The organism is Pseudomonas sp. P4_D7 (genome assembly GCF_056401755.1).
The window spans coordinates 13,124-36,661 of sequence record NZ_JBFUIR010000031.1; the positions used below are offsets into that span (position 1 = coordinate 13,124).

25 protein-coding genes are annotated in these 23,538 nt (G+C 57.4%); 11 read left to right on the top strand and 14 right to left on the bottom strand.

Going from position 1 to position 23,538, the window contains the following annotated elements:
* Window positions 1–331 precede the first annotated feature (331 nt).
* Window positions 332–1,315, top strand: a complete 984-nt coding sequence (gene acuI / locus AC1DVF_RS19540) for an acrylyl-CoA reductase (NADPH) (RefSeq protein ID WP_477783003.1) — start codon at window positions 332–334, stop codon at window positions 1,313–1,315.
* A 34-nt stretch (window positions 1,316–1,349) separates the two neighbouring features.
* Here acuI and ada read toward each other — a convergent pair whose 3' ends face one another.
* From ada to AC1DVF_RS19565, 5 genes are all read right to left on the bottom strand, one after another.
* Window positions 1,350–2,417 (bottom strand): bifunctional DNA-binding transcriptional regulator/O6-methylguanine-DNA methyltransferase Ada, encoded by a 1,068-nt coding sequence (gene ada, locus AC1DVF_RS19545; RefSeq protein ID WP_477783004.1) that lies wholly within the window; start codon window positions 2,415–2,417, stop codon window positions 1,350–1,352.
* An 87-nt stretch (window positions 2,418–2,504) separates the two neighbouring features.
* Window positions 2,505–3,170 (bottom strand): DNA oxidative demethylase AlkB, encoded by a 666-nt coding sequence (alkB, locus tag AC1DVF_RS19550; RefSeq protein WP_320336675.1) that lies wholly within the window; start codon window positions 3,168–3,170, stop codon window positions 2,505–2,507.
* Between the two features lie 5 nt (window positions 3,171–3,175).
* Window positions 3,176–3,886: a 2OG-Fe(II) oxygenase gene (locus AC1DVF_RS19555; protein WP_257355272.1), complete on the bottom strand. Its 711-nt coding sequence runs from the start codon at window positions 3,884–3,886 to the stop codon at window positions 3,176–3,178.
* A 94-nt stretch (window positions 3,887–3,980) separates the two neighbouring features.
* Window positions 3,981–4,151, bottom strand: a complete 171-nt coding sequence (locus AC1DVF_RS19560) for a hypothetical protein (RefSeq protein ID WP_093431686.1) — start codon at window positions 4,149–4,151, stop codon at window positions 3,981–3,983.
* 34 nt (window positions 4,152–4,185) lie between these two features.
* Window positions 4,186–4,488, bottom strand: coding sequence for a DUF1883 domain-containing protein (locus AC1DVF_RS19565; protein ID WP_007912251.1), 303 nt, complete (start codon window positions 4,486–4,488; stop codon window positions 4,186–4,188).
* A gap of 210 nt (window positions 4,489–4,698) precedes the next feature.
* Here AC1DVF_RS19565 and AC1DVF_RS19570 point away from each other — a divergent pair, with 210 nt between their 5' ends.
* Both AC1DVF_RS19570 and AC1DVF_RS19575 read left to right on the top strand, forming a co-directional pair.
* A complete protein-coding gene (locus tag AC1DVF_RS19570; protein WP_093431070.1) occupies window positions 4,699–5,055 on the top strand; it encodes a hypothetical protein in 357 nt (118 codons plus the stop codon).
* A gap of 71 nt (window positions 5,056–5,126) precedes the next feature.
* Window positions 5,127–5,357: a hypothetical protein gene (locus AC1DVF_RS19575; RefSeq protein WP_008082673.1), complete on the top strand. Its 231-nt coding sequence runs from the start codon at window positions 5,127–5,129 to the stop codon at window positions 5,355–5,357.
* Between the two features lie 3 nt (window positions 5,358–5,360).
* On the opposite strand, the gene AC1DVF_RS19580 is transcribed toward AC1DVF_RS19575, so the two are convergent.
* A complete protein-coding gene (locus AC1DVF_RS19580) occupies window positions 5,361–5,648 on the bottom strand; it encodes a hypothetical protein (protein WP_093431076.1) in 288 nt (95 codons plus the stop codon).
* 135 nt (window positions 5,649–5,783) lie between these two features.
* Complete coding sequence (locus AC1DVF_RS19585; RefSeq protein WP_090283267.1) at window positions 5,784–5,969, bottom strand: hypothetical protein; 186 nt, start codon at window positions 5,967–5,969, stop codon at window positions 5,784–5,786.
* A gap of 258 nt (window positions 5,970–6,227) precedes the next feature.
* On the opposite strand from AC1DVF_RS19585, the gene galU reads away from it, so the two are divergent.
* Window positions 6,228–7,067: a UTP--glucose-1-phosphate uridylyltransferase GalU gene (galU, locus tag AC1DVF_RS19590; RefSeq protein ID WP_093431079.1), complete on the top strand. Its 840-nt coding sequence runs from the start codon at window positions 6,228–6,230 to the stop codon at window positions 7,065–7,067.
* Between the two features lie 128 nt (window positions 7,068–7,195).
* Complete coding sequence (gorA, locus tag AC1DVF_RS19595; protein WP_477783005.1) at window positions 7,196–8,554, top strand: glutathione-disulfide reductase; 1,359 nt, start codon at window positions 7,196–7,198, stop codon at window positions 8,552–8,554.
* Here gorA and AC1DVF_RS19600 read toward each other — a convergent pair.
* Window positions 8,551–9,567 (bottom strand): DNA-binding protein, encoded by a 1,017-nt coding sequence (locus tag AC1DVF_RS19600; RefSeq protein ID WP_093431083.1) that lies wholly within the window; start codon window positions 9,565–9,567, stop codon window positions 8,551–8,553. The two genes, gorA and AC1DVF_RS19600, sit on opposite strands and share 4 nt — an antisense overlap.
* A gap of 177 nt (window positions 9,568–9,744) precedes the next feature.
* Here AC1DVF_RS19600 and AC1DVF_RS19605 point away from each other — a divergent pair, with 177 nt between their 5' ends.
* From AC1DVF_RS19605 to ahpF, 3 genes are all read left to right on the top strand, one after another.
* Window positions 9,745–10,683 carry a site-specific integrase gene (locus tag AC1DVF_RS19605; RefSeq protein WP_477783006.1) on the top strand — a complete coding sequence of 313 codons (939 nt, stop codon included), beginning with the start codon at window positions 9,745–9,747 and terminating at the stop codon, window positions 10,681–10,683.
* Window positions 10,684–10,819: 136 nt separating this feature from the next.
* Window positions 10,820–11,383 carry an alkyl hydroperoxide reductase subunit C gene (gene ahpC, locus AC1DVF_RS19610; RefSeq protein ID WP_034154256.1) on the top strand — a complete coding sequence of 188 codons (564 nt, stop codon included), beginning with the start codon at window positions 10,820–10,822 and terminating at the stop codon, window positions 11,381–11,383.
* A gap of 124 nt (window positions 11,384–11,507) precedes the next feature.
* Window positions 11,508–13,070, top strand: coding sequence for an alkyl hydroperoxide reductase subunit F (gene ahpF / locus AC1DVF_RS19615; RefSeq protein WP_038368199.1), 1,563 nt, complete (start codon window positions 11,508–11,510; stop codon window positions 13,068–13,070).
* 253 nt (window positions 13,071–13,323) lie between these two features.
* Here ahpF and gloA read toward each other — a convergent pair whose 3' ends face one another.
* Window positions 13,324–13,845 carry a lactoylglutathione lyase gene (gloA, locus tag AC1DVF_RS19620; protein ID WP_460091065.1) on the bottom strand — a complete coding sequence of 174 codons (522 nt, stop codon included), beginning with the start codon at window positions 13,843–13,845 and terminating at the stop codon, window positions 13,324–13,326.
* 139 nt (window positions 13,846–13,984) lie between these two features.
* Between gloA and AC1DVF_RS19625 the strand changes: the two genes are divergently transcribed.
* Window positions 13,985–14,503, top strand: a complete 519-nt coding sequence (locus tag AC1DVF_RS19625) for a DUF4946 domain-containing protein (RefSeq protein ID WP_093431098.1) — start codon at window positions 13,985–13,987, stop codon at window positions 14,501–14,503.
* A 219-nt stretch (window positions 14,504–14,722) separates the two neighbouring features.
* Here AC1DVF_RS19625 and AC1DVF_RS19630 read toward each other — a convergent pair whose 3' ends face one another.
* The 3 genes from AC1DVF_RS19630 to AC1DVF_RS19640 all read right to left on the bottom strand — a co-directional run bounded on the left by AC1DVF_RS19630 (window position 14,723) and on the right by AC1DVF_RS19640 (window position 17,846).
* A complete protein-coding gene (locus AC1DVF_RS19630) occupies window positions 14,723–15,088 on the bottom strand; it encodes a histone-like nucleoid-structuring protein, MvaT/MvaU family (RefSeq protein WP_093431101.1) in 366 nt (121 codons plus the stop codon).
* Between the two features lie 235 nt (window positions 15,089–15,323).
* Window positions 15,324–16,859, bottom strand: a complete 1,536-nt coding sequence (locus tag AC1DVF_RS19635) for an EAL domain-containing protein (RefSeq protein WP_477783007.1) — start codon at window positions 16,857–16,859, stop codon at window positions 15,324–15,326.
* 117 nt (window positions 16,860–16,976) lie between these two features.
* The gene (locus tag AC1DVF_RS19640) at window positions 16,977–17,846 is read right to left on the bottom strand and encodes a LysR family transcriptional regulator (protein ID WP_093431107.1); all 870 of its coding nucleotides are present in this window, start codon (window positions 17,844–17,846) and stop codon (window positions 16,977–16,979) included.
* A gap of 78 nt (window positions 17,847–17,924) precedes the next feature.
* On the opposite strand from AC1DVF_RS19640, the gene AC1DVF_RS19645 reads away from it, so the two are divergent.
* Window positions 17,925–18,872, top strand: a complete 948-nt coding sequence (locus tag AC1DVF_RS19645) for a DMT family transporter (protein ID WP_099759282.1) — start codon at window positions 17,925–17,927, stop codon at window positions 18,870–18,872.
* Window positions 18,873–19,117: 245 nt separating this feature from the next.
* Complete coding sequence (hppD, locus tag AC1DVF_RS19650) at window positions 19,118–20,194, top strand: 4-hydroxyphenylpyruvate dioxygenase (protein ID WP_007912211.1); 1,077 nt, start codon at window positions 19,118–19,120, stop codon at window positions 20,192–20,194.
* An 86-nt stretch (window positions 20,195–20,280) separates the two neighbouring features.
* Here hppD and rarD read toward each other — a convergent pair whose 3' ends face one another.
* Both rarD and AC1DVF_RS19660 read right to left on the bottom strand, forming a co-directional pair.
* Window positions 20,281–21,162 carry an EamA family transporter RarD gene (gene rarD, locus AC1DVF_RS19655; protein WP_093431116.1) on the bottom strand — a complete coding sequence of 294 codons (882 nt, stop codon included), beginning with the start codon at window positions 21,160–21,162 and terminating at the stop codon, window positions 20,281–20,283.
* A gap of 202 nt (window positions 21,163–21,364) precedes the next feature.
* On the bottom strand, window positions 21,365–23,479 hold the full coding sequence (locus tag AC1DVF_RS19660) for an acyltransferase family protein (protein WP_477783008.1): 2,115 nt from the start codon (window positions 23,477–23,479) through the stop codon (window positions 21,365–21,367).
* Window positions 23,480–23,538: the final 59 nt, after the last annotated feature.

The following is a 23,538-nucleotide window of genomic DNA, read 5'->3' on the forward strand; positions in this document are numbered from 1 at the left end:
AGCGGGCAGGGGGCAAAACCGGTTTTTAGCAGCAAAACCGGATTCGGGGCCAGTTGGAAATTCAGAACAACCCGTGCAGTTTTTCAGCGTCGATGACATCCGGCGTTCTTCGGCCTCCAGGAGCGTGATGAAAATTGCTGGTACGTCGGTTGTCGCGGCAATGGCGAACTCTTTAAAAATTTCAACGAAACCACGACCGTCGAGAAAGCATAGACGCGGGTCATGGAAATGCCCGGCGAATTCGCCGATTGGCGCAAAGTCGAATGTGGCAAGGTGTTGCGATGTGCTATTTCAAGCCACGACATTCTGAAAACAGTCCAGCGAGGCAGTCATGTTTAACGCCATTGTGATCGACAAAGACGACAGCGGTTACCGCGCCAACCTGCAACAGGTCAACGAGGAGCAATTACCTGAAGGCGATGTCACCGTGGCTGTTGCGTACAGCACGCTGAACTTCAAGGATGGCCTGGCGATAACCGGCAGCAGTCCGGTGGTGCGCAAGTTTCCGATGGTGCCGGGGATCGATCTTGCGGGTACCGTGGAAGCCAGTTCACACCCCGACTATAAGGTGGGTGATCAGGTGCTGCTCAATGGCTGGGGTGTTGGCGAGAATCACTGGGGCGGTCTGGCGCAGAAGGCGCGACTCAATGGCGATTGGCTGATTCCATTGCCCAAGGCCTTTACGGCGGCGCAAGCGATGGCTGTCGGTACGGCCGGTTATACGGCGATGCTGTGCATTCTGGCGCTCGAGCGTAATGGCGTGACGCCAGAGCAGGGTGAGGTGCTGGTCACGGGGGCCAACGGCGGTGTCGGCAGTTTTGCCATCGCCCTGCTGAGCAAACTCGGCTACCGCGTCGTCGCGTCCACCGGACGGGTCTCCGAGCATGAATATCTGCAGCAGTTGGGCGCCGGCGAAATCATTGACCGTGCGACGTTGTCAGCGCCCGGCAAGCCACTGGCCAAAGAGCGTTGGGCGGCGGTGATCGATTCGGTTGGCAGTCACACCCTGGCCAATGCCTGCGCGAGCACCCGCTCCGAAGGCACCGTCGCCGCCTGTGGTCTGGCCCAAGGCATGGACTTCCCGGCGTCAGTGGCGCCGTTTATTTTGCGCGGTGTGACCCTCGCCGGCATCAACAGCGTGACCCAGCCCAAGGCCCGCCGGCTGCAAGCGTGGGAGCGTCTGGCGAAGGATCTGGATTTCTCGCTGCTGGCATTGATCAGCCACGAAATCGGCCTGAGTGAAGCCATCGAGGCGGCGCCAAAACTGCTCGCCGGGCAACTTCGCGGACGGGTTGTGGTGGACGTCAATCGCTGACAGGTTTTCAGGCTGCGTAGCATCCATTGACCGTTCACGCCGGCGTCTCGCGCTCAAGCAACTGACGCTTGCGCTCGACCCCCCAACGATAACCGGAAAGGTTGCCATCGCTGCGCACCACGCGGTGGCAAGGGATTGCCACCGCCAGGCGGTTGGCCCCGCACGCCTGAGCCACTGCGCGCATGGACGTCGGCGCGCCGATGCGCTGGGCAATCTCGGCATAGCTGGCGGTGCTGCCGAGCGGAATCTCCCGCAACGCTTGCCAGACACGTTCTTGAAACGCCGTCCCCCGTACGTCCAGTGGCAGATCCAGGCCAATGGCCGGCGCTTCGATAAAACCCACGACTTTGGCAATCAACTGTTCAAACCCGCTGTCTGCGCCAATCAGGTTGGCTTTGCGAAACTGATCCTGCAGGTCGCACACCAGTTGATGCGGGTCGTCACCCAGCAAAATCGCGCACACCCCACGCTCGCTTTGCGCCACCAGAATCGCGCCCAGCGAGCATTGGCCTACGGCAAAATGGATGTCGTTGTTTTGACCGGCAGCGCGGTAGTCGCCAGGTTTCATACCCAACAGTTGATTGGCCGATTCGTAGAAACGGCTGTTGGAGTTGAAGCCTGCGTCATATAGAGCATCCGTCACCGAATTGCCGTCCGCGAGACGTTCACGCACTCTGCGCGAACGATGGGCGGCGGCGTAGGCTCTTGGCGTCAGGCCAGTGGCGGCTTTGAACACTCGATGAAAGTGAAACGGGCTCAAACCGGCCGTCTCTGCGAGCTCGTTCAGGGCGGGCGGATTTTCGGCCATCTCGATTTGCCGGCATGCCGTGGCGACGGTCGCGGCATGCTGCGCGGCGACATCACTTTGATCCTTGCTCGCACGTTTGCTCGGCCGATAACCCGCGACTTCGGCCTGTTGGGCGGTGTCGAAAAACTCGACATTCTGCGGTTTCGGCAAGCGTGCCAGGCTGCTCGGGCGGCAGTAGATGCCCGTAGTTTTTACCGCATAGACAAACTGCCCGTCCGCCTGCGGATCCCGTGCAAGCACGGCGGCCCAGCGTGGATCATTTTCGGTATCAAGCGGGGTCGAAAGCGTTTTCATGATGAGTAATCCGTTGACCTGTTTGATTCAGGTTAACCAGCCTCGCCAGGCACAACACTCCGGGCCTTGCGGTCAAATTTTTCGGGTTCAGCGAGCGACCCGAAACGTCAGATTGATCCGCTGTTGACCCAAGCGCGGATGCTGACCGTGCTTGATTGGCAACACGCCGTGGTAGCGTAATCGGTCGACGCCGCCCCAGACCACCATGTCACCGTGCAGCAGCGGAATTCGCCGGGTCTTGTCGCTGCGCGCAAAACCGCCGAACAGAAATATGGCAGGCAATCCGAGTGACAGGGAAACGATCGGCGCGGCGTAGTCCTTTTCGTCTTTATCCTGATGCAATGACATTTTTGCGCCGGGGACATAGCGATTGATCAGGCAGGAATCTGCATTGAAGCCAGAGAAACCAGCTCGCTCGGCTGCCGAATGCGCCAGAGCAGCGAAGGTTTTCGGCATCTGCGGCCAAGGCAGCCCGTTGAGCGGGTCGACACTCGAATAACGATAGCCGCTGCGATCAGTGATCCAGCCCCACTCACCGCAACTGCTGGTGCCGACTGACATGCTGAAACCGCCCGGTGTGACCATGTGGCGCAAGGGGGCCGCTGCGAGAACGGCGTCCAGTGCCGGCAGCAATTGATCGACAATCGGCAGGGCGAAGCCGCGCAATAGCCAGGATTGCTCGCCAATTTGTTCGGCTCGGGCTTGTTGTTCGGGTTCGTGGTCAGCGAACAGGTCGAGAGTTGTTGAGGACATGGCCATCAGGTTGCGTCGTGAAAGATGATGCCTAGGGTATGCCTTTTTCCACTGTGCAGGCGACTGACGCCGTGGCGCATGGTCACCCGGTAGTCGCCGCGCACGCCTTTGACGGGGCGCTGATTCACGGCAAAGATCAGCGCATCACCTTTCGTCAGATCGAGTACGTGCGGGCGAGATTGCATGCGCGGGCGCTGCTCGGTGAGAACGAACTCTCCGCCGCTGAAGTCTTGCCCGGGTTCTGACAGAAGAATCGCCACTTGCAGCGGAAAAACCGATTCGCCGTACAGGTCCTGATGCAGGCAGTTGTAGTCCTGCGGGCCGTACTGCAACAGAAGAGGGGTAGGGCGTCGTTGACCGGCGGCATGGCAGCGCTGAAGAAACTCGGCGTGGTTCGCCGGAAAACGTTCGGGCAGGTGCATGCGTTCGTACCAGCGATTGGCCAATGGGACCAAGCGCGGATACAACGCGCAGCGAAGGCGTTCTACCGGTGTCGGCAGGGGATATCGAAAGTATTTGTACTCGCCGCGACCGAAGCCGTGGCGGGCCATGATGACCTGCGATCGAAACGGTTCGGTCTGTGGATACAGCGCACTCAGGTGATCGCAGGTGTTGGTCAGCAGCAGCGAACGGATGATCGCGTAGCCGTCCTGATCCAGTTGCTGCGCAAGGCTTGCCCAGTCGAGCGAATCCAGACGCGAGGGTGACATCGACATGCTGACTCCTTGACGCTTGGTCGAAGAAAGTCAGTCTAGGCAAGGCCTGGCGGCAGAACACTCCGCCGCTTGCGGTCAAATTCGCTGCCGCGCCTTACAGTGCTTTGCTTACCGAGATTTCGCTGATCACGTCGTCACTCTGGCCGTGAAGGGCCTCCAGAGCGGCCTTGGCTTCTTCGGCAGTGCCGTTTTCCAGCTGCGCGAACTCGAAGCGGCGTTCACCGTTGAGTTTGTACTTGATGACGTATTTGGTTGTTTGGGCCACGGTCATGCTTTCCTTTCTGGTTGAGCGGCGTGTCTCAGCTGAGTTTGGTGCTGGAGCGACGGATGATCTTGATCGAGTGGGTCAGCGTCGGCTTGCGGGTTACGCTGATCGCACGGCGGTTGACCGTGTCTATGGTGATGTTCCAGAAACCGGTGCTCGGCGCGGTGATACGGGCCGGGAAGGTGTCGAAGGCGCCGCCGTGATAGGTGTGACGGCCGCCGTTCTTGAAGCTGCGGAAATTGGCGTCGTTCATCAGACGGATGTTGCACATTTGCGAGCATTGGATGACGACGATGTCGTCTTCGTTGAGGTGTTCGCGCTGGTGAATGAATTTCATGGGCGCCTCCAGAAGGGCTTTTTCTACAAAATCAAAACGATAGCTTGTAATTGCGCGCAGTTTATCAGCCCGCACGGGTTATTATCTGGCCGTCGGGCGTTGGTTTGACAATTTTGAACAGATATTCGCAATCGGATGCGGGTTAAATGCAGAAGGCCCCGGAGAAAAACGGCATTTGTGCTGTCGGACGGTCTTTAACGGAGGTTTTGTATGAAGTGGGGTGTGGTGTGTCTGCCGTTGATTCTGGCTGTGGGTGGTTGTGCGAGTGTTTCCGAAATCAATGAAACGCTGCCGACCATGAGCGTGATCTCCGGCAAGAAACCCCATGAATATGCCCAGTGTCTGGCCGATAAACTGGCAGACAGCCGCGGCGCGCTGCAAGTGCAGCCGCACAAGGACGGGGTTCGGGTCATCGTACCGGGGAAACTTTCTACGGGTGCAGCCGCGGTGTTTGATATCGAAGATCGCTCCGGTGGCAGCAGCATCAAGTTGCATGAGCGCATGTCGAATGTGCCGGTTCGCCCGCGTGACGTGCAAAAGGCCGCCAATGCGTGTATTTCCGGCTGATAGACTGACAGTCATCAGCACCGATGCCGTCGCAGTCATGCTGTGACGGCATTTTCATTTCTGGAGTCGCGATGAAGCGAGAGCAAGTACGGGAGCGCCACGTAGAGGGCCTGATCTCTGCCACCCATGTTATCCAGAACCCGGCGAATCCGGGTGAGTGGATCGTGTTTTTCAAGAAGAGCGCCGGGCGCAGCTACTTTCTGGTCGACGATAACGACGAAGTCGAATCCTTCAACCGTCTCGACGATCTGATCGAAGTCGTTCGTGGACTCGGTATCAAGTTCGCCGAAATTCATATGTAAGGTCTATTTGCAGACCACGACAACGCTGCGGTTCTTGTAGTTGCCGACATCAACGCCCAGGGTTTTGTCGCTTTCCTTGGGCTGGGGTGTGCCGTCGGTGCCAACGATTCGGTAGCCAGTGCCCGCGCAGGAGGCATCGGCTTTTTCATAGCAGGTCGCCCAGGAATTCGCTTCGCCGGAACAATCGATCGACAGCCCCTGTTCACCATTGTTCAGGTATGTGGGTTGGGAGGTGGCGCAACCGGCCAGTGCCAATACCGCGATCAGGGGCAGCCATTTTTTCAGATTCATGTTTGTGGTCTTCAGCGAGGGGGACTAGACGCTCTGACAGCGCCGGTGTGAAAAGGTTATAGCGTTTGGCCACTTGTTTGTAAGTGGGCACAAAAAAGCCCTGCTCAAGGGCAGGGCTTGGGGCGTCGCAGTCGATCAGTCCTGATCTTTGCCGCGGCGCTTGGCCGATGCCGGAGTGTCGGTGAACACTGCCGCTACATCGGTCGCCATTTGTTCGCTGTCGAAAGGCCCGGCGATGTGTTCGCCATTGGTCGTGGTCAGCGTCCACTTGCCGTCTTTCTTGTCGATCACATACCCGTTGACGATTTTTACCGCAGCCATCTATCTGTCTCGTTCGCTGGTTCAAAGGCGCCATGATACCGGCAAATGCTCGCATTGGGGGGCGATGAGCGTATGGTGATTCAGTTTCTCGGCTGCTTTGAGCTACGCTGATCTGGCTGCGCCAGGATGTCGATGGAACTATCGGCGAGAATATTTCTCTATGTTGGCATCGGTTAGCCAGTGCGGGGCATTGTAAGGTGCACGCCGCCTGATTAGACTGCGCCGAAACTCGTACACACAGCCCTTTCAAGGACTTATATGATCAAGAAATGCTTGTTCCCAGCAGCCGGTTACGGTACTCGCTTCCTGCCAGCGACTAAAGCCATGCCTAAAGAAATGCTGCCGGTGGTAAACAAGCCACTGATCCAGTACGGCGTTGAAGAAGCTCTGGACGCTGGCCTGACGGAAATTTCCATCGTGACCGGTCGTGGCAAGCGTGCTCTGGAAGACCACTTCGACATCAGCTACGAGCTGGAAAACCAGATCAAAGGCACCGACAAAGAGAAATACCTGGTAGGTATCCGCAAACTGCTCGACTCGTGCTCGTTCTCCTACACCCGTCAAACCGAAATGAAAGGTCTGGGCCACGCGATCCTCACCGGTCGCCCGCTGATCGGTGACGAACCGTTCGCCGTGGTGCTGGCGGACGACCTGTGCGTCAACCTCGAAGGCGACGGCGTACTGACCCAGATGGTCAAGCTGTACAAGCAGTTCCGTTGCTCGATCATCGCCATCCAGGAAGTCGATCCGCAGGAAACCAGCAAGTACGGCGTTATCGCCGGCGAGATGATCCGCGACGACATCTACCGCGTTCACAGCATGGTCGAGAAGCCAAAGCCGGAAGATGCGCCGTCGAATCTGGCAATCATCGGTCGTTACATCCTGACTCCGGACATCTTCGACCTGATCGAACAAACCGAGCCAGGCAAGGGCGGCGAAATCCAGATCACCGACGCCCTGATGAAACAAGCCCAGAACGGCTGCGTCATGGCTTACAAGTTCAAAGGCAAGCGTTTCGACTGCGGTGGTGCTGAAGGCTACATCGAAGCAACCAACTTCTGCTTCGAGAACTTCTACAAGACTGGCAAGGCTTATTAAGAGCGCTTGAATTGTCTGTAAGAAAAACCCGCTTCGGCGGGTTTTTTTATTTTGCGCCCCCATATGATTGGCAGCGCTTGCCCAATGGGTGGCTGCAGGTATGCTGATCCCCTGCCGAGGAGATAGAAATGGCCTACGATTTTGACCTTTATGTGATTGGTGCCGGTTCCGGCGGTGTGCGTGCTGCGCGTTTTGCGGCCGGTTTCGGTGCGAAAGTGGCGGTGGCGGAGAGCCGTTATCTGGGCGGGACCTGCGTTAACGTCGGCTGTGTGCCGAAAAAGTTGCTGGTGTACGGCGCGCATTTCGCCGAAGACTTTGAGCAGGCGTCCGGTTTTGGCTGGAGCCTGGGTGAGGCAAATTTCGATTGGGCGACGCTGATTGCCAACAAGGATCGCGAGATCAATCGCCTCAACGGCATTTATCGCAATCTGCTGGTCAACAGCGGCGTGACCTTGCATGAGGCGCACGCGAAGATTGTCGGCCCGCATGAGGTTGAGGTGAATGGCGAGCGCTTTACCGCGAAGAATATTCTGATTGCTACCGGTGGCTGGCCGCAGATTCCGGAGATTCCGGGGCGCGAACACGCCATCGGTTCCAATGAGGCGTTCTTCCTCAAGGAGCTGCCAAAGCGTGTGCTGGTGGTTGGCGGCGGTTACATTGCGGTCGAATTTGCCGGGATCTTCCACGGCCTTGGCGCGAACACCACGCTGCTGTATCGCGGCGATCTGTTCCTGCGCGGCTTCGATGGTTCGGTGCGCAAGCATTTGCAGGAAGAGCTGACCAAGCGTGGATTGGATCTGCAATTCAACGCCGATATCGCGCGCATCGACAAGCAGGCTGACGGCAGCCTGAAAGCCACCCTCAAGGACGGTCGTGAGCTGGAAGCGGATTGCATTTTCTATGCAACCGGCCGGCGTCCGATGCTCGACAATCTGGGGCTGGAAAACACCGATGTGCAGCTCACCGACAAAGGCTTCATCAAGGTTGACGAGCAATATCAGACCAGCGAGCCGTCCATTCTCGCCCTGGGTGATGTCATCGGTCGCGTGCAGCTGACGCCTGTGGCTCTGGCAGAAGGCATGGCCGTAGCGCGGCGTCTGTTCAAGCCTGAGCAATACCGCCCAGTGGATTACAAGATGATCCCGACTGCAGTGTTCAGCCTGCCGAACATCGGTACAGTTGGTTTGACCGAAGAAGATGCACGCGAGGCTGGCCACGACGTGGTGATTTTCGAGAGCCGCTTCCGCCCGATGAAGCTGACCTTGACCGAGTGTCAGGAAAAGACGCTGATGAAGCTGGTAGTCGACGGCAAGACCGACAAAGTCCTCGGCTGCCACATGGTCGGCCCGGACGCTGGCGAGATCGTTCAGGGTTTGGCGATTGCGTTGAAGGCTGGCGCAACCAAGCGCGACTTCGACGACACGATCGGGGTACACCCGACGGCCGCCGAAGAATTCGTCACCATGCGTACGCCGGTCGGCGCTTAAGCGTCTTTCGGCTTGGCTGAGTCTGGCGCTGCCGTAACGGCAGCCGCCAGACGCTGGCTTTCTTCCAGGCTTGCCTGAGCCTTGTTCAATTCCTTTTTCAGTGACTGGTTGAGCAGCGTCTGCTCCTCGACGCTCTGCTTGAGTGTCTGGCTTTCCAGGGTGGCCACGCGCAGGCGTTCCTGGAGAAGGGTGCGTTCGCTGTCGACGCGGGTCGCTTGCTCGAGCAGTTGATCCTGACGCTGATTGCTCTGCTTGAGCTGATCCTGCAGCAGACTCAGTTCGCGCTGCGTGCCACGGTTTTCCGTGAGCAGGCGTTCGTTGTCGCGGTGCAGTTGCGTGATCTCGTCCTGGCGGACCAATGCACTTTGCTGCGCCTGACGCAATTCGGCCTGAATCTGCTGCACCTGCGCTTCGTGGCGGCTCTGTTCCTGCTCGCGCTGCTCTTTGCTGGCGTTGCGGTAGTGCTCCAGCGCGTCACGGGCATGCAGGTGTTTTTCTTCCAGTGAGCGGATCTGCTCGTCCTTGTCCTGCAAGCGCAACTCAAAGTCGGCCAATGCCTGATTCAGCCCGGCATTGCGGGTCTGCTCGGTCTGCAGCATCGAGCGTGTGTTGTTCAACGCTTCGGATTCACGCGCCAGTGCAGCGCCTTGAATGTCGTGCTCGTGTTCGAGCTTTTCCAGTGCCTGACGCGTCTGTTGCAGCTCCGACTCCAGTGCTTCGCGCTGCTCCTCGAACTGCTCGCGGGCTTGCTCGATGGGCTCTTGCGCTTGTTCTTTGAGGCGTTGGGCGAGCCTCGAGACGAGGGCGGTCAACTCGTCATCGATAGGCTCAGCCGAGGCTTCAACGGGCTGGGCGCCGTCATCCAGTTCTTTCAAATAGCGATGGATCGTGGTTTTCGAGCCGGTGTTGCCCATTTCAATGCGTACTGCATCGATGCTCGGGTGTTCGCCACGGGCGAGGATCGCTGTGCGCGCGATCTGCACCAGTGCTTTGGTTATGCCGCCACGGGCCATGTGAACTCCTACGTTTACGTACTGTGGTACATGCCACTAAAGTACGCAGTGTACCATCTCAAAAATAAAGATAAACCTTTGATATTGAAGACGCGGGATATACTGGTATTACCCAGTGTCAGGCGGCAAAATGCGCCTTTGCATTCCTGCATCAGTACGCCAGCGAGAAAACAGCCCATGAGCGACCTGGATCGCTATCTGCAAGCCGCCACCCGTGACAACACGCGCCGTAGCTATCGCGCGGCCATCGAGCATTTCGAAGTGAAGTGGGGCGGGTTCTTGCCGGCGACGGCCGACAGCGTCGCGCGGTATCTGGTAGCGCACGCCGAAGAGTTGTCGATAAACACGCTGAAGCTGCGTCTGTCGGCGCTGGCGCAGTGGCACAACAGCCAAGGGTTTGCCGATCCGACCAAGGCGCCGGTGGTGCGCAAGGTTTTCAAAGGGATTCGGGCTTTGCATCCAGCGCAGGAGAAACAGGCTGAGCCGTTGCAGTTGCAGGATTTGCAGCGCGTCATCGAATGGCTGGAGCATGAGGCGCAAACCGCAAAAGAACAGCAGGATCGTCCGCTACTGCTCAAGGCTTATCGTGATCGCGCCTTGATTCTGCTGGGCTTCTGGCGCGGCTTCCGCAGCGATGAGCTGTGCCGCCTGCAAATCGAACATGTGCAAGCGCATGCCGGCAAAGGCATCACCTTGTATTTGCCGCGTAGCAAAGGCGATCGGGAAAACCTCGGGCAGACCTATCAAGCGCCGGCGCTGCTCAAGCTCTGCCCGGTGCAGGCCTACATCGACTGGATCACCGAAGCGGCGCTGGTACGCGGCCCGGTTTTCCGCAGCATCGACCGCTGGGGCAATCTGAACGAGGAGGGCCTGCACGCCAACAGCATCATTCCTTTGCTGCGCCAGGCGTTGCAGCGTGCCGGGATTGCCGCCGAAAACTACACCAGCCATTCCCTGCGTCGCGGCTTTGCCACTTGGGCACACCAAAGTGGCTGGGATCTGAAATCGTTGATGAGTTACGTCGGCTGGAAGGATATGAAGTCGGCGATGCGCTATGTTGAAGTCAGCCCATTCCAAGGGATGGCTCGGATTACGGATAACCCGGCTTCGTCGTAGATATCGTTTTCTTCTATTAATACAGTCGGCTAATAGCGAAAACAAATCAGCAGCATCAGGTTTGCCAATGAGCCATCCGTCGAGTGAGTGGGTAGGATTCACCCATCGAATTCACAACCCTGACGGAGAGTCATCAATGCCTATCATCAACAGCCAAGTTAAACCGTTCAAAGCTACCGCGTTCAAAAACGGCGACTTCGTTCAAGTCTCGGACGCTGACCTGAAAGGCAAGTGGTCGGTTGTATTCTTCTACCCAGCCGACTTCACCTTCGTTTGCCCAACCGAGCTGGAAGACCTGGCTGACAACTACGCTGCCTTCCAGAAACTGGGCGTAGAGATCTACAGCGTTTCCACCGACACCCACTTTGCCCACGCTGCCTGGCACAACACTTCGCCAGCCATTGGCAAAATCGAATACACCATGATCGGCGACCCGACCCACGCCATCTCCCGCAACTTCGACGTGCTGATCGAAGAAGCTGGTCTGGCTGACCGTGGCACCTTCGTGATCAACCCAGAAGGCCAGATCAAAATCGTTGAACTGAACGATGGCGGCGTTGGCCGTGACGCTTCCGAGCTGCTGCGCAAGATCAAGGCTGCTCAGTACGTTGCTGCTCACCCAGGCGAAGTTTGCCCAGCCAAGTGGAAAGAAGGCGAGGCCACTCTGGCACCGTCCCTGGACCTGGTCGGCAAGATCTAAGTCTGTGACACGCAATGCAGGGCGGTACGCCGCACCTTCTTAAGTACGCTGCACCGCCCAATAAAAATGCCCGGGCGAGTTTCGCTCGGGCTTTTTTTCGCCTCAAATAAAGGAAATCGCCCGTATGTTGGACGCCAATCTTAAAGCCCAGTTGAAATCGTACCTGGAACGGGTCACCCAGCCGATCGAGATCGTTGCCTCCCTCGACGACGGTGCGAAATCCCGTGAAATGCTGGAACTGCTGAAAGACGTTGCCAGTCTTTCGAGCCAAATTACCCTGATCGACAGCGGTGACGATGCACGCAAGCCATCGTTCTCGATCAACCGCCCGGGCGCCGACATCAGTCTGCGTTTCGCCGGTATCCCGATGGGCCACGAGTTCACCTCGCTGGTGCTGGCCCTGCTGCAAGTCGGCGGCCACCCATCGAAAGCCAGTGTTGAAGTGATCGAGCAGATCCGCTCGCTCAAAGGCCAGTTCAGCTTCGAGACCTACTTCTCGCTGTCCTGCCAGAACTGCCCGGACGTGGTCCAGGCGCTGAACCTGATGGCTGTGCTCAACCCGAACATCCGCCACGTCGCCATCGACGGTGCGTTGTTCCAGGACGAAGTCAACGATCGCAAGATCATGGCCGTGCCGAGCATCTACCTCAACGGTGAGAACTTCGGTCAAGGCCGCATGGGCCTGGAAGAGATTCTGGCCAAACTCGACACCGGTGCCATCGAGCGTCAGGCTGAGAAAATCAGCGCCAAAGAGGCCTTTGATGTGTTGGTCGTCGGTGGTGGCCCGGCCGGTGCGTCGGCAGCGATTTACGCTGCACGTAAAGGTATCCGCACTGGCGTCGCCGCTGAGCGTTTCGGCGGCCAGGTGCTCGACACCATGGCCATCGAGAACTTCATTTCCGTACAGGAAACCGAAGGACCGAAACTGGCCACGGCGCTGGAAGAACACGTCAAGCAATACGACGTCGACATCATGAACCTGCAACGTGCCGACAAGCTGATTCCGGGCAAAAACGGCGAGCTGCACGAAGTCCGTTTCGCCAGCGGCGCGACCCTCAAAGCCAAGAGCGTGATTCTCGCGACCGGTGCGCGCTGGCGTGAAATGAACGTGCCGGGCGAGCAGGAATACCGCAACAAAGGCGTGGCGTACTGCCCGCACTGTGACGGTCCGCTGTTCAAAGGCAAGCGCGTGGCAGTGATCGGCGGCGGTAACTCCGGCGTTGAAGCGGCCATCGACCTGGCCGGCATTGTCTCGCACGTGACGCTGCTGGAGTTCGACGTACAACTGCGTGCCGACGCGGTATTGCAGCGCAAACTGCACAGCCTGCCGAACGTCACGGTGATCACCAGTGCGCAAACCACTGAAGTCACCGGCAATGGCGAGAAGGTCAACGGCCTGCGCTACAAGGATCGCAACACCGATGAGTTGCGTACCGTCGAGCTGGAAGGGATCTTCGTGCAGATCGGTTTGCTGCCGAATACTGACTGGCTCAAGGGCACTATCGAGCTGTCGCCACGGGGCGAGATTATTGTCGATAACCGGGGTGAAACGTCGATCCCGGGCATCTTCGCTGCCGGCGACGTGACCACCGTGCCGTACAAGCAGATCGTGATCGCGGTGGGCGAGGGCGCCAAGGCTTCGCTGAGTGCTTTCGATCACCTGATCCGCACTTCGGCTCCGGCGTAAGCGTCCAGCCAGAAATGAAAAAACCCGTGAGCGATCACGGGTTTTTTATTGCGCGTGAAAAGCTGCCCCTCACCCCAGCCCTCTCCCGAGGGAGAGGGRGCCGACCGAGGTGTCTGGCGTTTTCCATCGACCTGAATGACCGAGTCGATTATGGATTCGGTAAAGATCTYTCAYGTCGGCGGAATTCTTGMATATCCCCCAATCAGTTCCCTCTCCCTATGGGAGAGGGTTAGGGTGAGGGGCTTTTCAGCTTTTACAGCGGCGCAGGCTGAATGATCTCGACCCAGTAACCATCCGGATCCTTGATGAAAGCCAGGCTCTTCATGCGGCCATCGGTCAGGCGCTTCTGGAAGTCACAGCCCAACTCTTCAAAGCGTGCACAGGCCGAGACGATATCCGGCACCGAAATGCAGATATGACCAAAACCACGCGGGTCGGTATTGCCGTTGTGATAGGCAAAATCCGCATCGTTTTCGGTGCCGTGGTTATGGGTCAGTTCGAGAATGCCCGGGATCGACTTCATCCACTCAGTGCGGGCAGCCGCGTCGGCCGGGATCTGCGCTTTGTCGACCAGTGCGAGGAAGTACAGGCTGAACTCGGCTTCCGGGAAATCGCGTTTCTCCACCAGCGAGAAGCCCAGGACGCGGGTGTAGAAGTCCAGGGATTTAGTGATGTCTTTGACGCGCAACATGGTGTGGTTGAAAACGAAGTTGCGGGTTGCGCTGTCTGGGGTGGCGGTGACGCCGGGGAACGTATTGAGTTCGTGCAGGCTCATGAGCCCTCCAATAACTATGGGCGAGTGAATGGACGCAATGATACGCATGCCTGTCGGCATCGCCAAATGAAAGGGCAGGCTTGCCCTGCGTGCGGGCGAGCCTCAGACTTTACGGTTCAATCTGCGAGTGCGTCCGGCAATGATCCGACTGTTTAAATCCGTGTTTGTTTTTTTTGTGTTGTCGCTTGTGGCGGTCTGCGCGTCAGCGGACGAACCAAGCATTACCTGGCCAGCCGGTTGGCAAGTCGAGGCGCTGCCCGAGGCGGCTGCACAGGTTTCCCGTCAGCGCGCGGTCAAGAATGACGCCGATGGCAATCAGGTGATGGTTATGGAATTGACCATGACTCATGTCGAAGCAGGGCATCAGGTCAATTTGCAGGGCGTGCTGCTGGAGATGCGCAAGTCGATACAGAAGGACTTCTTCCAGGGCGGTTACCAAAGTGTCTGCAACAAAGTGCATCCGGCGACGCTGGGTACTTTGTCGGCGCTGGAAACCACTTGCACCATCACCGAAAACGGTCGGCATGTGTTGTCGCAAACCCTCGTGGCGGCAGTCGAGGCGGACAAGGCTTATGTTCTTTCCTACGCCGGGCAAGCTGAGATTTATAAGGCCAGCGCAGACGAGATAGTGGCGCTGAGAAACAGCTTGAAACTTTAAGGCGCTGTACTCTTCACGGAGGAGGTTAGATACCCGAACGGATTAAGCACAAAGTTTAATGGCGGCCTTGATCGCAACATCGCGCCGCAAAATGTTTAGCTTTCTGACTCAGCAACGTTACAGAAAACCCGCAACTTGTTCGATGAAATTCATTTCATTTGTTAGATATTGTCAACAAAAAAGCCCTGCGTCATGCAGGGCTTTTTTATTGGCGTTGGATTAACCGCGCAACCAGGAATCAACGGTGGCTGCACCGTATTGTTCCTTCCAGGCTTTCAGGCCACGGTGATTGCCGCCCTTGGTTTCGATCAGTTCACCGGTATGCGGATTCTGATAAACCTTGACCACGCGAGCGCGGCGGGTTTTAGGGGCTGCAGAAGTCTGCAAAGCGGATTTTGCCGGGTTCGGATCGAGGATGGCGACGATGTCCTTCAGGCCTTTGCCGTAGGTTTTCATCAGCCCTTGGAGCTTTTCTTCGAATTCGATTTCTTTCTTGAGCCCGGCATCGTTCTTCAGCGATTCCAGCTGTTTGAGCTGTTCCTGAAGGGCCTTTTCAGCTGCACGAAATTCAGCGAGTCTGGACAATATCTTTACTCCAATAGTGTGTTTGGCTGATACCAACCGCAAACAAAGCTAATAAGCCAAGAGCCTTGAAGCGACTCGGTGATAAATGGCTCACCTGCCAATCTTGCTCAGGTTGAAAAAATTGTAGTAGTTAATGCGCCAAGAGTAAATCCTGATGTTGTCCTCATGTAACAACAGCGGTCTTTTGTATCAATTTGGTGCGCCTGGCCGGTACGCTCGTCTTAATCTGGCTTAGTTAATGGTGAGTTAACGCGCTGATGAATTCCGCAGCCGGCATCGGTTTGCCGAACAGATACCCTTGCAGAAAGTTGACGTGATGTGCGGTCAGATAATCGGCTTGCGCCTGAGTTTCGACACCTTCGGCAACAATACCCAGATCAAGCTTGGCCGACAGGTCGATAATGGTATCGAGAATGTGTCGGGACAACGCATCGACACCGATCATGGCAACGAAACTCTGATCGATCTTGAGGAAATCCACATTGAATTTGCGCAAGTAGCCCAGGCTTGAGTGGCCGGTGCCGAAGTCGTCAATCGCGATCTTCACACCCAGCGCATGCAGTTGCTCGAACAGCTGGCGAGTGATGTCGGTCGGCTCGATCAATTCGCGCTCGGTCAACTCCAGCACCAGGTTGATGCTGTATGCGGCGAACGCGGCGAGAAACGTTCGACAATCCTCCACCAGTTCCAGGTCTTTGCAATGGCTCGCAGTGATATTGATGCCGATATGAAATGGCGCGGTGAACGTTGCTGATAGCGGCCCCAGCAGCGCGGCAGTTTGTTGCATCAGGGCGCGGGTCATCGGCACGATCAACCCCGAATGCTCGGCGAATGGAATAAACAGATCCGGACGTACCAGGCCTTCTTTCGGGTGAGTCCAGCGCATCAACACTTCAGCTCCCGACCATGCCTTGCTGTCGCCATGCACCACGGGCTGGAAGTAGGGAATGAACTCGCCAGCCTCGAGCGCGCGGAGCATTTCGTGGCTCGGTGAAGTGGAGCGCTTCTGCAGGACATGGCCGATGGCCCCCGACACCACGCCAAAAAAAATCAGCAGACTGAACAGCGGCGGATATTCATCGACCATGTAGCGCCAGGTTTCGCCCTCGGGAAACCCGGCAGAAACACTGAACGCATAACGGGAGGAGGCCAGGGTGTTTTGCGCTATCGGCAGCGTGGGGAGGGTACCGGTGTGGACTTTGCCGTCGGCCGACAGCCAGTTATCGCCCACTTGCAGCACCAGCAACATGTGCCGGCCGATCAAACGCAACATATTGCTTAGATGGTAACCGTCCAGTGTCGTCAATGCGCCGCCGCGACCTTCGCTGAGCCGATAAACCAGCAGCGCGGTGTTGGGGGTGACCGGATTGCCGTTCATCAGCCACAACTTGCCCTGGTTGTAGTCGCCCGCGTTGACGGCTTCCTTGAAGTCGCCAAACAAAGAGCTGCAATAAAGGTTGTCGTCCCACACCAGATTGGTCGAGCGCACGAACGGGCGGCGGGTTACTTGCTCGCGCAAGGCGAGTTTGACGTTTTCGCAATTCTGACCGGCCAATGGCAGCAATTCGCGCGCCGCTTGCGCGGTGTTGTCGAGCATCAACTCGAACTGCTGCAGTGCCTCTTCGGCGGTCTGTTGTGAACCTTGCTCCAGCGTGCGTCCGGCCTGCATGTAAAGAATGGCGCTGCCCAGCAGCACCGGAAGCAAACCGCTGAGTAGTGTGACGAGAATGCGTGTGCTGCGTTTGCGGCGGAGTCTGACGGTCAACGGCATGGGCGCATCCTGTCGCGGTGGAATGGAACTATTGAATTCAGGCCGGATAACGGCGCGCCGCTGAAATAACTTCAGCCAGAGGGGAGGATAGATGGCAGAAGGCGCTTGCGCCGCTCATCAGTGCTTCATTCGCGTCGCCAGCGCGATAAAGGCCAGAGCGGCGGGAGATGCCTGGCGCCGATCAAGCACGGCGAGTCCGACTTGACGTTGTACGGCGGGCAGCAATGGCCTCTTTACGTAGCGAGGCGCTGCCTCTTGCGGCAAAGAACCYTCGGCGACAATCGTGATGGCGTCGCCACGGCCAACCGTATCGAGTGTGCTGAGCAACTGCGAGCAGCGATAGCGAATGTTCGGTTGCAAACGCGCGGCCATGAACAGTCGCGACACCAGCTCCGCAGAACCCGCTTCGGTCAGGACAAACGGTGCATCGCACAAATCCTTGAGGCTCAACGCGGTTCGGGCTGCCAGCACATGGCCCACCGGGAGAAGCGCAACCATCTGGTCTTCGATCAAGGTGAAGGTGTCGAAGCGCTCCTCTGGCAGCACCACGAAGCCGATGTCGATCCGCCGCTCCTCCAGCCATTGCGTCACTTGTCGATCCGGCCCTTCATCGATGTGCACTTCGATGCCCGGATGCGCCTCGCGATATTGCCGCAGAATGTTGGGTAGCAACTTGATCGACGAAGTCGGGCCGAACGAGCCGATGCGCAAGGTGCCGCTTTTCATGCCGCGCGCATCGGCGGCTTCCTGGCGCAAGGTGTTGGCCAGCCCGAGCATGGCGCGGGCGCGCAGCAGCAATTGCTCACCGATGTCACTGAGCTCCACGGACGACTGATGCCGGCGCAGCAGTTCGACACCCAGTTCCTGCTCCAGCGACTTCATTGCGTGGGACACCGCCGACTGCGAAATCCCCAGGCGATGGGCCGCGAGGGTGAAACCGCGCAGTTCGGCGACCAGCGAGAAGATTTCCAGTTGTGTGAGGGTCATGAGTTTTTGCTCATTTTACGATGATGTGAAATGAGGTGAATGATACGGCATTCCTCAAAAGCTTTGGTCTGGAGCCTCATGCGCAACGTCGGGCAACTGCACACAACATCATCCGACATCCCGGTTTATCTGACACTCGCGATGGTGACTATGGTTTGGGGGGGCACCTTTGTCGCTGGACGTTTTCTCGCCGGCAGCCTGAGTCCGGTGTTCGCCGCCAGCCTGCGTTTCCTGCTCGCCAGTGCGGTGCTGCTCGGCTTTCTGTGGCTGGCGCGGATCCCTTTGGCACGGCCGACTCCACGACAATGGCTGCACCTGGCGCTGCTGGGGTTCTTCGGGATCTTCTTCTATAACCTGTGCTTTTTTTACGGCCTGCAATACATCAACGCGTCGCGCGCTTCGTTGATTGTGGCGTTGAACCCGGCGGTAATCGGTCTCGCCTCGTGGTGGTTGTTTAAAGAGCGTCTGGGAAGACTTGAAACTGCTGGTATCGCGATCTGTATTGGCGGTGCTGGCCTGGTGATCGTCAGCCGCAATCCGCAATGGCTGGCCGCAACGCCGCAGGCATGGATCGGCGATCTGTTGATTCTCGGCTGTGTGCTGGGGTGGGGCGTTTATTCGTTGTTTTCCCGTGATCTGAATCGGACGTTAGGGCCGGTGCAGACCGTGACGTACTCGATCCTGATCGGCACACTCATGTTGTGGGCTCTGGCGGCGGTACGCGGCGAGCTGAGCTGGCAGGCGCTGAATAATCTGGGCGTGGCGCAATGGCTGAGCCTGCTGTACCTCGGTGTCCTGGGCTCGGCGCTGGCCTACATCGGCTATTACGATGGCATCCGTAAAATCGGCGCGACGCGCAGCGGGGTGTTTATCGCGCTTAATCCTTTGACGGCGGTCATCCTTGGCGCGCTGCTGCTGGGCGAACAGTTGACACCGGCCATGTACCTCGGTGGCGCGCTGATCCTGAGTGGCATCTACCTGTGCAACAAACCCCTTGCACCGGGCGCGAAAAAGCGGATTTTATAGGGAGGGCAGACAAGCCTATTTACGCTGTGTAGAATCGGGTTACGCATACAATAATAATCGTCTTCTGGCAGCAGAAGCCTCGCCCGCAAGAGCCTTGGGTCGACAATGAAGATATTCGGGTTTCAACTGATCTACGGTGACTTCCTCGCCCGCAGTGTGCGTGGCATCTCCTGCGCGCCACCCACCGACCTCGCATGACTGACAAATAACCCTGGTTAATTGATAAGAAATGATGAGGCGCCACCATGGCAGATTTATACGAAAACCCAATGGGCCTGATGGGCTTTGAATTCATTGAACTCGCATCGCCGGTGCCGGGCACCCTGGAGCCGATCTTCGAGATCATGGGCTTCACCAAAGTCGCGACCCACCGCTCCAAGAACGTGCACCTGTACCGTCAGGGCGCGATCAACCTGATCCTCAACAACGAACCGAACAGCGTGGCGTCGTACTTCGCCGCCGAACACGGCCCATCCGTGTGCGGCATGGCGTTCCGCGTCAAGGATTCGCAAAAAGCCTACAACCGCGCACTGGAACTCGGCGCTCAGCCGATCCATATCGAAACCGGTCCGATGGAGCTGAACCTGCCGGCGATCAAAGGCATTGGCGGTGCGCCGCTGTACCTGATCGACCGTTTCGGCGAAGGCAGTTCGATCTATGACATCGACTTCGTGTTTATCGAAGGCGTTGATCGCAATCCGGTCGGTGCCGGCCTGAAGATCATCGACCACCTGACCCACAACGTCTATCGCGGTCGCATGGCCTACTGGGCGAACTTCTACGAGAAGCTGTTCAACTTCCGCGAGATCCGTTACTTCGATATCAAGGGCGAGTACACCGGCCTGACCTCGAAAGCGATGACCGCACCGGACGGCATGATCCGCATCCCGTTGAACGAAGAGTCGTCCAAGGGCGCTGGCCAGATCGAAGAGTTCCTGATGCAGTTCAACGGTGAGGGCATCCAGCACGTTGCGTTCCTCACCGATGACCTGATCAAGACCTGGGATCAGTTAAAGAAGATCGGCATGCGCTTCATGACCGCGCCGCCAGATACTTACTACGAAATGCTCGAAGGTCGCCTGCCGAACCACGGCGAGCCGGTTGATCAGCTGCAATCGCGCGGCATCCTGCTCGACGGCGCCTCGGAGCAGGGCGACAAGCGCCTGCTCCTGCAGATCTTCTCGGAAACCCTGATGGGCCCGGTGTTCTTCGAATTCATCCAGCGCAAAGGCGATGATGGTTTCGGCGAAGGCAACTTCAAGGCCCTGTTCGAGTCGATCGAGCGCGATCAGGTGCGTCGTGGTGTGCTTGCTACCGAGTAATCGGCCACTGAAATGAAAAAATCCCGGCCTGCTGAAATGCAGAGCCGGGATTTTTTTTGTAGATCAAAAGATCGTAGCCTTCGCTTTTAAGGACGGCGTTGGCGCATCAGGTGTTTGAAGCCTTCGAAGACCAGCACCACAACGGCCAGCCAGATCGGAATGTACGTCAGCCACTCCCCGGACTTGATGCTCTCACCGAGCAACAACGCCACACCGAGCAACAGCACCGGCTCAACATAACTCAACAAACCAAACAGACTGAACGGCAGCAAACGGCTGGCAATGATGTACACCACCAGCGCCGATGCGCTGATCAGCCCCAGTAACGGAATCAGCCACATCAGCCCCGGGTACTGGTCAAACACGCCAAAGCCTTGCTCGCCACCCTGCACAAACCAGTACGCCACCGGCAGCATCAAGGTCATATCGACCCACAAGCCACCCAGGTTGTCAGTCTTGAGGTATTTGCGCAGCACGAAGTACAGCGGATAGCCGACCACCACCACCAGCGTCGCCCAGGAAAAACCACCGACCTGATACAGCTCATTGAGCACGCCCAAACTGGCGAAGAACACTGCAATTTTCTGCAAATAAGACAGGCTCTCGCCGTAGGCAATCCGTCCGGTCAGCACCATCGCCAGTGGCAACAGAAAGTAGCCCAGCGACACGTCGAGGCTGTAGCCATTGAGCGGCGCCCACATGAACAGCCACAGTTGCACGCCGAGCAGGGCAGAGGAGACGAGCAGGCCGGCGATCAATTTCGGTTTTGCCGCCATCAACCGCACCAGCTCCAGCACCCGCCGCCATTCTCCGGACACCAGCATGAACACGGTCATGCACGGTACCGTCAGGAGCATCCGCCAGCCAAAGATCTCCACGCCGCTCAACGGTGTGAGCAACGAGGTGTAGTAATACATGACGGCAAACAGCACCGAGGCTGAAACCGATAGAGCGATACCTTTAGACAAACTGTCCTCGCGGGTTGATGGTCAAACGGGGCGCGAAGGATACGTGGTTTTTGTGCTGAATATTGGGCAGATGCTCAATATTCTTCACACCTATACCGTCTAGGCGTTGCCGCCCACTGCGATCTTTTGGTCTTGCCTTTAAAAGTCGAAGATCGCAGCCTGCGGCCATTCCTCCACAAGCGTAGTCAGTGCCAGGAAAACATCACTGAGCAACCTTCAACGGATTACCGAAGCGCTTGAGGTACATCTCGCCGAACTTGTAAGAGGCGTAATCGGTGACGTGACCAATATCACGATAGACCGGCAAGCCATCGACGGTGGTCATACACGCGTCGTCTTTGCATTGCACGATTTTCGGGTCAATGACGATCAAGCCGGGATATTCAGCCTTCAGGTCATTGAAGAGTTTTTCCAGCACCGGCTCTTTGGCACCTGACCATGGCGCTGTGGCGCAGAGACTGCTTTGCTCGGCACTGCCCATCAAGCCGCGCAACTTGACCTGTTGCAGCAGGCAGGTGTTGATCCCGGCAGGCATGGGCAGCGTGTTTTCCAGAAGGACCGGCGTAGCGCCTGACTCGACAATCTTGTCCAGCGCCTTGCGGATCGCGGTGCCGAGGCGTTGTTGCGACAGTTCCGGGCTGCGCGGGTCGTCCCGGCTGGTGACGATGTCGTCGTCGAGATAGGCCTCCCAGAACTGACCCACGATCACATACTTGAAATGCTGCTTCGCAATCATCTCGTAATAGCGTTGAGTGGCGTTATGGCATTTTTGATACAGCCCGTTCGTGTATTTACTCTCGTCATAGAGGTAGATCCCGGGCAAGGCCAGGCACGCCGGGTAGCCCTGTGTGAGGACGGCAAGGTTGGCATCCCTGGCCAGTGTTTCAACGAAACCCCAGTAATGATTCGAAAACGAATCGCCCATCAGCAATATTTGCGGCGCGGCCTGCACGGCGCCTGATATGCAGCCAGGATCGGCGCCATCGCTGACGCCCAGGCATCCTTCCCGATTGGCTGGAACAGAGGCTTTCAAGCCATTGAACACCTCGTTATAGCCTTGGTTGAAACGGTCGGGCCAGCCTTCATGCCTGACACTGGCAGCGTGGAGCAGCGACAGACCGATAGCCGGTACGATCATCAGCACGACCAGCGTTTTGGCAAAGCCGAGCCTGGCCTTTCGAAACCGGTTTTCGACCAGCACATAGCAGAGCCAGGCCATAACGAACGTCGAAACAAAGTAAAAGATGGTCATCGGCAGGGTGAGGGCGATGCCCATGTAACTCATCACCGCCAGTATCGGCCAGTGCCACAAATACAAGGAGTACGAGAGCGTGCCGATAAACACCAGCGGTTTGAAGGCCAGCAGTTTCGAGGTGATGCTCGCATCACCAATACCCTGAAACAACAACGCTGCAGTGGCCAGGCACACGGCAATGGCGTGGTACTGCGGGAAGCCCGGCAGGATATCGTCGAGGGTGGCGCAATAGATGATGGTGACAAGCGCAAGTGCACAGACCAGAGAGGCGCTCAGGCGATTGAGCCTGAACTTGCCTGTGCCGAAGATGACTGCGCAGGAGCCAATCATCAATTCGAAAATTCGCGCGGTGAAGAAGTAGTAATTTTTTTCTGGATTGGCGTAAGACAGGTACAGCGCGAGCGCCATTGCCGCCAGGGTCAAACCGAGCACCGCCGCTTTGAAAACGCTTTTTGCCAGATAGCGGTTAAGCAACCAGAGGCCCAGCGGCAGGGCCAGATACCACTGCCATTCGATGGCCAGTGACCAGGTGTGCAGCAGTGGCAGGCTCGCCGTATCCGGCGTGGCGTAACCCGTTGTCACTTTGGAAAAGTATTGGTTGGAGATGATTAACGACGTGTACTTTTCGCTTTTGAGAAAATCGACATAGTCATCGGGCAAATACAGCAGCGTGCTGACTATCAGCGTTACGACCAGCAACGCAATCACGGCCGGTTGCAAGCGCCAGATTCTACGCGTGTAGAACCCCGAGAAAGTGAACGTGCCGTTGTTCAGCGATTTCATGATGATCGCGGTCGTCAGATAACCCGAGATCACGAAGAAGATATCGACGCCAATAAAACCGGACGGAAAAAACGTCAGACCACCGTGAAAAATCAATACCAACAACACCGCGATTGCGCGCAGTCCGTCAATATCCGCACGGTATTCAATCGATGGTTTGCGCTTGCCGGTAGTGGCGTTTACTTGCGACGAAGAGGGATCGCGCAGCTTATCGCCTGGCAGTTTGAACAGCAGACTGCGCAAAAGCTTGCTGGAAACCGCAATGGGGCGATTGGGCATTTATCAGTCCTTGGTTATTTCTGAACGATCAATCAACTCATTCCGTTTGATCGCGCTTT